The 6,683-nt window shown below is 46.8% G+C and carries 4 protein-coding genes and 2 rRNA genes; 5 read left to right on the top strand and 1 reads right to left on the bottom strand.

Going from position 1 to position 6,683, the window contains the following annotated elements; translation table 11 throughout:
• From KJS65_RS27430 to KJS65_RS27420, 3 genes are all read left to right on the top strand, one after another.
• Positions 1–104: ribosomal RNA gene (locus KJS65_RS27430) — 23S ribosomal RNA — on the top strand; the annotation flags it as partial.
• Positions 105–324: 220 nt separating this feature from the next.
• Positions 325–441: ribosomal RNA gene (gene rrf, locus KJS65_RS27425) — 5S ribosomal RNA — on the top strand.
• Positions 442–1,172: 731 nt separating this feature from the next.
• Positions 1,173–1,907 (top strand): acyl-[acyl-carrier-protein] thioesterase, encoded by a 735-nt coding sequence (locus tag KJS65_RS27420; RefSeq protein ID WP_213652986.1) that lies wholly within the window; start codon positions 1,173–1,175, stop codon positions 1,905–1,907.
• Between the two features lie 94 nt (positions 1,908–2,001).
• Here KJS65_RS27420 and KJS65_RS27415 read toward each other — a convergent pair whose 3' ends face one another.
• Positions 2,002–3,723: a methyl-accepting chemotaxis protein gene (locus KJS65_RS27415; protein ID WP_244864896.1), complete on the bottom strand. Its 1,722-nt coding sequence runs from the start codon at positions 3,721–3,723 to the stop codon at positions 2,002–2,004.
• Between the two features lie 315 nt (positions 3,724–4,038).
• Here KJS65_RS27415 and KJS65_RS30145 point away from each other — a divergent pair, with 315 nt between their 5' ends.
• Together KJS65_RS30145 and KJS65_RS27410 are read left to right on the top strand one after the other, a co-directional pair.
• Complete coding sequence (locus KJS65_RS30145) at positions 4,039–4,173, top strand: hypothetical protein (RefSeq protein WP_280531360.1); 135 nt, start codon at positions 4,039–4,041, stop codon at positions 4,171–4,173.
• Positions 4,174–4,478: 305 nt separating this feature from the next.
• Positions 4,479–6,614, top strand: coding sequence for a DNA topoisomerase III (locus KJS65_RS27410; protein WP_213652984.1), 2,136 nt, complete (start codon positions 4,479–4,481; stop codon positions 6,612–6,614).
• The last annotated feature ends 69 nt before the right edge of the window (positions 6,615–6,683 follow it).

Below are 6,683 nucleotides of genomic sequence, written 5' to 3'. Positions count from 1 at the left end.
CCAGTATGTAAGACCCCTTGAAGACGACGAGGTAGATAGGTTGGAGGTGGAAGTGCAGCAATGCATGGAGCTGACCAATACTAATCGGTCGAGGGCTTATCCTAAAAAGTTTACCGTAGGGAAACTTACTTCGGAAGCGTTATGCTTTGCAACGGAGTAAGGAATGCGGAGACCATTTCTAAACACACAAATTCGTTTCGTATCTAGTTTTCAGGTGATCAAACATCTGGACTGATTTTTAAGCTGCATGTTTAGTCTTCCGACTGATCTTTTCTCGCAGCGATTTCGAGAGGCTTAGGCTTCGAAAAATCATTAAAAATCCTGTTTGGTGGCGATGGCGGAGGGGTTCCACGCGTACCCATCCCGAACACGACCGTTAAGCCCTCCAGCGCCGATGGTACTTGGACCGAAGGGTCCTGGGAGAGTAGGATGCCGCCAAGCGAAGAACCACTGTTGATGAATAATCGATGGTGGTTTTTTTGTCCCCTTTTGTGGATACTTTATGGAAGTGGACTTTATTCATCCACAGGTTAGCCTCCTTTTCTAGTTTGAAAAATACTTATGCACAGAAAAATCAATCGAAAATTGTAATTTTAGAGAATCTCACAAAAAGTTCTCCACAAATTCACAATTTCATCCCCATAATACACAGCTTTACGTAAAAATAGCTGACACGAGCAAGGTTTCCGACCAGTTATGAACATGAGGATAACTTAGAGAAGAAGCATCTTCAAAATCTTTTGCTCGTTTATGTTCATAATGTTCGTTACCGGCTAGACCAGCTTGCCTTCCTGCATGGAACACTCTGCCTCATCTGTTGTTCCAATTCCCTCCTACTCCCGAAAGATCAGCCAGCTTATGAAATGAAGACACCAATCGCTTCAGATTTGCTGAGTGTGAGGTCGCCATTTTTCCGAAGTCCATAGTGGACCTCCGCCCAAGCCAATTTTCACGTCATCCGAGTTCATAGAATCATGATCTGTCGCCTTCCAGGGTGGATTAGCAGATCAAAGAGGCTGTACAAATAAGCCTAGTATGATAGCGATTTCATTATTTGAGGTCGACACGAGATGCGACAAGCAGAGTTTAATTTCACTAAGGATTACTTTGCTTGCCTGGTTTTTGGTGATGAGGAGGAGTATGATTTATAAAGTACAGGAGTGTGAACGCAAATGGATATCAAATGGAATGAAAATTATCTCATCCATTCCAATGACATTGATTATAAATCGGAAGCGCGCCTATCAGTACTGCTTGCTCTGATGCAGCGCACGGCTGATGCCGATCTGGAGCGTCTTGGCGCTACGCGGGATCAGATGATCGCTGAGGGAATGGGATGGATGCTGATTACAATGGAGCTGCGCTTTCAGCGGATGCCAAAAGCACTGGAAGATATTTCGATTCAAACATGGAATAAAGGACCGAAGGGTGCCCTCTGGCAGCGTGACTTTCGAATTATGGATCATGAGGGGAAGACGATTGCTGAAGCCTGCAGCATCTGGGCTCTAGTGGATATAAGCAAACGGAAAGTGCTGCGCCCTTCCGCATTTCCATTTGAGGTGCCGATTAAGGCTGATGATTCGGTAGGAGAGGCGCCAGACAAAGTGAAAATTCCCGAAGATACGGTCATGCAGGAAGCTTATCTCTCCGTCGTCCGTTATAGTGGTATCGATGCGAACGGACATCTTAACAATTCCCGTTACGCCGATCTATGCATGGACGCACTTCGTAAAGAGGAACTCGATAAGCTTCATATAAAATCATTTAAAATCACGTACCAGCATGAAGCATTGGCAGGAGATGAAATGGGAATTTACCGCTCGGATTCCGTTGACGGCAAGCTTTATTTCAGGGGACAGGCTCCTGATGGCGTCTCTTACTTTGAAGCTTGCATAGTGACAGGCTGATAACAATCCAACAGGTGATTCATTTGAATATCAAAAGCGCTGGAGCTATGGCTCCAGCGCTTTTTTCTGGGGGAATAAACATGTCTCGTGCTTGTTATACTTTAAACACCATAATCATTTCCTGCAGCTGACGGCTGACCGAGCTTAAGGATTGGGTAGATTTGCTGATCTCCTGGATTAATTCAAGCTGCATACCCGCGGCATCCGATACTTGGCCAGAGGTACGGGCAATGTTGCCTGCCGCATATTTCAATTCGGTAACCGATGCGGTCGCTTCTTCAGAGGAAGCTGAAATCTGCTCAAGGGAAGCAGATATTTCCTGCATCTGCATCGCTACATTGCTTGTGGACTGCAGAATGCGGCTAAAGGATTGCCCAGCCTCGGATGCAAGGGATAGCCCACGGGTTGCTTCTTGCTGCCCATGATCTGCTGCTTCCATGGAATCGTTGGTGCTCTCCTGGATACGCGATACCAGATCTGAAATACCGGCAGCAGATTTATTCGTGCTTTCCGCCAGCTTCCGGATTTCGCTTGCCACAACGGCAAAGCCTGCCCCATGCTCCCCTGCCCGTGCTGCCTCAATCGAAGCATTGAGTGAGAGCAGGTTGGTCTGATGGGAGACCTCGGTAATCAGTTCAGTAAAGGTACCGATTTCCGTAATACGCAGGTTTAGGTTATGAAGAACATCCGAGATCTTACCTACGGAGATGTTGATTGCTTCCATTTGATTCATCATTTCCTGAAGCGCATGATGACCGGATTCCGCGTCATCAGCCATCTGGTTGGATTCCTCCGATGCAGATGAAGTGGATTCGGCAATCCGCTGTATACCAAGGGCAGTCTCTTCCAGAACAATAACGGTCTCATCGGCAATTTTGGATGTAGTGGTCGTCTGGCTAGCAACCTCGGAAATATCCTTCGTAACGGAGAGGGAGTAGTTTTCCGTCTCCATAGCGCCTGTTTGAACCTGCTCGGATGAGCTTATCATAAGTCTGGATTGCTCTTGAATGCTGTGGATAAGCGAACGAAGATGGCTGTTCATTTTACTAATCGCATTGTACAGTTGTCCGATTTCGTCATTCGAATCGGAACTGAAATCTTGTGTGGTGAGATCACCATCTGCTATTTTATTAGCTATACCTACGATATTCCGGAGAGGCAGCAGAAGTCGGTAAATAACGAAATAAATAATTAATCCTGTAACGGCAATGCCGACAAGCGTAATGATGATTTGCTTGGTCCGTGATTCGCTGACGACATTATTGATATAAGCGGCTGAGTAGTCGATGCCAAGAACCGCGACGACTTTTCCTTCGCTCCGGATCGGTTGCATAATGGTTCTCCAGGAGCCCAGGGCATCCTCATACATGCCTGTAATCTGTCTTGTGCCACTGTCATAGGCTTTTTGTGCGGCATTAACATTAGCTGCAGCTAATCCATCCAAAGGCTTGTTGAATTCCGTCATTACTTCATTAAGGTCAGACGTGAAGACGACCGGATAAATTTGTCCGTCCTGAATCCTCCAGACATAGCTGGAGGCCATCGTGCCTTGAACCTTTTGAATAAAATCCAGCTGGTTTTGCACCTTTTCGAAATCGGGATTGTCCTTCCCTGCTTGCTCAACCAATGAAGTAATTTGAACAGGATCGAGCTGCATCGCGGTTAAATTACCGACACCTTCAAGCTCATGCTCCAAATCCCGGGATAAGCCAGACTTCAATGTATTGATGTTCAACTGTAGAATAAGCATAAATACGACGATGATGACGGGAATTAAAAGTAAGGAAATTTTGTATTTTAATGATAAATTGCGCATCTTCACTGCATGGGACCTCCTATATACTCGTTAATAACTCACATACGACTAAGTACCTAATTTATAGGTTTATATATTTACAATGACTTGTTTATTCACCCCGCATGGTTCAAATGATACAGCTTATAACATTTTGAAAGCTGCATTGGTTTATTTAGCCAATTTTAACTTAACAAAAATAGACAAAATAATCTATGTTTTTCTCTATAATTCCTGAAATGCTTTCATGATTCACCACTGAATAGTCTTTAAGAACTATTTTACAGGGATAAAGAAGCCGGATTAGGGGATTGATAACGGAAAGGGGGGATAGTCGTGCCGCATCATAAACCGCTTAAAATCAACAACCAGCAAAATAAAGCCAGCATCAAAGAGGAAGCCATCACGCTGCACCCGGAAAAGGCAGCCAAGGTACCGCCCAGCCTGAATCAGATTTCGAAACAAGAGTAGCAATAGCCGTACCATTGTACCCTTGATATAAGTACTAAAGTGCAATGATGTAGAAAGTTCCTTCTGGTGCCGTTTGCGGATATTCGTATCCACTTATGGCCTGGAAGGTTTTTTCTGTTTAAAGAGCTATAAAGCCCATTTCATGACGCGGGGCATTGGATGGTATAATAGAAGCAAGAGAAAAAACGTCAATCGACATACTCTCACAGAAGCCGGACCGCATCTAGTGAGGTTTTTCTTACGATATCAGGATGGGGATTCCTCGGGGTTCATTGAATTTTGATATCTTCAGAAAGGGGAGCGTTATGAAATCACTCGTATTAGCTGAAAAACCATCCGTGGCACGTGAAATTGCGCGGGTCATGGGAAGCAGGGAAAAGCACAAGGGATATTTTGAAGGCCCTCAATATATTGTCACATGGGCACTGGGTCATTTGGTAGGACTGGCTGAGCCGGAAGATTATGACCATAAATATGCAACATGGAATCTTGAGGATCTGCCCATCCTGCCGGCAACGATGAAGCTGAAGGTGCTGCGGGAAACTGGCCAGCAGTTCAGGGTCGTTCAGCAGATGATTAAGCGTCAGGATGTAAACAAGCTGATTATAGCGACGGATGCGGCACGCGAAGGGGAACTCCTGGCACGCTGGATTTTGAAAATGGCCCACTGGAACAAGCCGTTCCAGCGCCTATGGATTTCGTCCCAGACGGATAAAGCGATCAAGGAAGGTTTTGCGTCTTTGCGTCCGGGTAACCAGTTTGATCGATTATATGAATCGGCACGATGCCGGGCCGAAGCAGACTGGATGATTGGACTTAACGTAACGCGTGCCCTGACAGTCAAGTATAGTGCCCAGTTGTCCGCAGGCCGCGTACAGACGCCTTCGCTTGGTATGATCATGGACAGGGAAAATGAAATCGTGAATTTTCGTTCCCAGGAATATGACACACTGAAGGCGGATTTCGGAAACTTTTCGGCAAACTGGCGTGGGAAAAATGGGGACGCACGCATCTTTGAACGCCAAAATACGGATTCGTTAAAGAAGAAGCTGGAGGGACAATACGGCAAGATTACGCAGGTGAAAAAGTCGGAGAAGGTCGAGCCGCATCCGCTTGCGTATGACCTGACCGAGCTTCAGAGAGATGCAAACCGTAAATATGGATTCTCCGCAAAGCAGACATCCAATGTACTGCAGCGTCTGTATGAGCAATATAAGCTGGTTACATATCCACGTACGGACAGCCGTTATTTGACTTCTGACATGGTTCACACCTTGAAGGAGCGACTTGAGAGCGTGGCCATCGGCCCCTATGCGACACTTGCCCGTCCATTGCTGCGCAAGAATCTGCCGATAACCAAACGGATTGTCGATGATTCGAAGGTCAGTGACCATCATGCGATCATTCCGACGGAAGAGACCGTGCTGCTGAATCAGCTGAATACGGAGGAGCGCAAGCTCTATGATCTGATTGTGCGCCGCTTTATCAGTCTGTTCTATCCTCCTGCACGTTACGACAATGTGAGCGTCATTGTACAGGTCGAGGGAGAGCAGCTGCATGTCAAAGGTACGACGATCAAGGATGCAGGCTGGCGCGAGGTCTATGGGGCTGAAGTGGATGATCTATCCGATGATGACAATGATGGGGATACGGATGACAGTTCTTCATTGCTCCCTGAGCTTCATGAGGGAGACTCTGTCAAAGTGCAGCGTGTTCATGTTCAAGGAGGAAGAACGCTTCCGCCGAAGCGTTACACAGAAGCAAGCCTGCTCTCGCAAATGGAAAAGCACGGACTTGGCACGCCTGCCACCCGGGCGGATATCATTGAGAAGCTGATTAACTCCGACACGATTGAGCGTCAGGGCAATCTTTTGCATCCGACAGGAAAAGGTAAGCAGCTGATTGAGCTGGTTGCGCCTGAGCTGCGTACGCCGGAGCTTACCGCCCGCTGGGAAGCCGAGCTTGAGAAAATCGCCCGTGGTCAAGGACAGCCGGAGCCTTTCCTTCAGGGAATTCGGAGCATGTCCAAGGATCTGGTTACCGGGGTGAAAAATAGCTCTGCCGGCTACAAGCCTCACAACGTATCCAACAGCCACTGCCCGCAATGCGGCACAAAACTTTTGGAGAAGAAGGGCAAGCGTGGCAAAATGCTGATTTGTCCAAGTGATGATTGCGGCTACCGTCGCTCCGATGAAAAGCGTCTGTCGAACCGCCGTTGTCCGCAGTGCCATAAGAAGATGGAGATGAAGGAAGGCAAGGCTGGTATGTATGTGCAGTGCCTGTCCTGCGGAATTACCGAGACGATGAATAAGGACAATAAGCATGTGAATAAGAAGGAAGCACGTAAGCTTGTCCAGCAATATTCCAGCCAGGAATCGTCTGCTGTCTCTAATTTGGGTGAACTGCTAAAAGCCGCTATGGAGCAAAAAAACGATAAGTAACGCCAGACAAAGCAGGTTCATTTAGCTATACCTTAGAAACTGAAATAATTTTGAGTTTTGACATTGTTT

The sequence above is a fragment of the Paenibacillus sp. J23TS9 genome, from assembly GCF_018403225.1.
Taxonomy (GTDB): Bacteria; Bacillota; Bacilli; order Paenibacillales; family Paenibacillaceae; genus Paenibacillus_AQ.
This window is presented reverse-complemented; position numbering and strand designations above follow the sequence as displayed.

Excerpts from the sequence above, each read along its gene's own strand:
- KJS65_RS27420 (WP_213652986.1), top strand. The coding sequence starts at position 1,173 with ATGGATATCAAATGGAATGAAAATTATCTCATCCATTCCAATGACATT.
- KJS65_RS27415 (WP_244864896.1), bottom strand. The coding sequence starts at position 3,723 with ATGCGCAATTTATCATTAAAATACAAAATTTCCTTACTTTTAATTCCC.
- KJS65_RS27410 (WP_213652984.1), top strand. The coding sequence starts at position 4,479 with ATGAAATCACTCGTATTAGCTGAAAAACCATCCGTGGCACGTGAAATT.